Source organism: Methylothermus subterraneus (assembly GCF_054656915.1).
Genome location: NZ_BAAHXK010000036.1, coordinates 1 through 954, shown reverse-complemented (window position 1 = coordinate 954; position 954 = coordinate 1). Strand labels below are relative to the sequence as shown.

At 57.9% G+C, this 954-nt stretch carries 3 protein-coding genes; 1 reads left to right on the top strand and 2 read right to left on the bottom strand.

The features are described from left to right. On the top strand, positions 1-284 hold a 284-nt coding region (locus ACYQ3M_RS11605), incomplete at its 5' end, for a tyrosine-type recombinase/integrase (protein WP_460036241.1). Between the two features lie 60 nt (positions 285-344). Here ACYQ3M_RS11605 and ACYQ3M_RS11600 read toward each other — a convergent pair. Together ACYQ3M_RS11600 and ACYQ3M_RS11595 are read right to left on the bottom strand one after the other, a co-directional pair. Then, positions 345-626 carry a type II toxin-antitoxin system YafQ family toxin gene (locus ACYQ3M_RS11600; protein ID WP_460036240.1) on the bottom strand — a complete coding sequence of 94 codons (282 nt, stop codon included), beginning with the start codon at positions 624-626 and terminating at the stop codon, positions 345-347. Continuing rightward, positions 613-879, bottom strand: a complete 267-nt coding sequence (locus ACYQ3M_RS11595) for a type II toxin-antitoxin system RelB/DinJ family antitoxin (protein WP_460036239.1) — start codon at positions 877-879, stop codon at positions 613-615. Before ACYQ3M_RS11595 ends, ACYQ3M_RS11600 begins: the two co-directional genes overlap by 14 nt. Positions 880-954: the final 75 nt, after the last annotated feature.

Genomic DNA, 954 nt, shown 5'->3' with positions numbered 1-954 from the left:
AAAGGAACTACCCCCACCACGGTGGGTACGTGTTCGTGTCCGAGCGCCGAGGGCCTCTGACGGCGGCAACGGTGCGCAAGATCGTCGCCCGCGCAGGCCAACAGGCGGGCGTGCCGTTTCCCGTCCACCCGCACATGCTGCGCCACGCCACCGGGTTTTACCTGGCCAACGCCGGCCACGACACGCGGGCGATCCAGCTGTACTTGGGCCACAAAAACATCCAGCACACGGTGCGCTACACCGAGCTGAGCGCCGGGCGGTTTGAGAGGTTTTGGACGGATTAGTCGTTCTTTCTGTACTGCAAAACCGATTTCAGCAGGGTACGCTGCCTTCTTCGCCATGCGTCAGCCGAAAAGTTCGCTGTGCGAACCAAGCCGTACCAGTCGCAAGGTATCAGGGTCAGGTTTGCTGTAAATGAGCAGCAGGTCGGGCTTGATGTGACATTCACGGTAGCCCGCCCAATCACCGAAAAGATCGTGGTCGCGGTAGCGCACATCCAAGGGTTGATCGGTGGCCAGAGCGACCAGAACTTGCGTGAGCTCATCATCGAGCGTTGTGCGGTGTCGGCCCTTGGCCTCCCGCTTGTAGTCGCGCTTGAACGCTGAGGAACGCTCAATCGTCCGCACGTAAGTCCGCCATCAGCTCATCGACGCTAGCAAAGCGTTTGCCTTTTCCCGCTTCAAGCTCGGCTATGGCCTTCTTGGTCGTTGCGTTAGGAACCTTCACCTCAAAGGGCAGCCGCTGCTCCTCAGCAATGCGCAGCATCAGCAAGCGGATGGCGTCAGAAATGGACAGTCCCATTGCTTTGAGCGCATCAGCAGCGCGCTCTTTGGTTTTGGTGTCGATACGGGCACGGACATAGGTATCAGCGGTACTCATGGTCATTCTCCAGGAGCCGTTCAAGCATTCATTTTGTAGTCACGATGATACTACATAACAAAGTCAAGTACAATG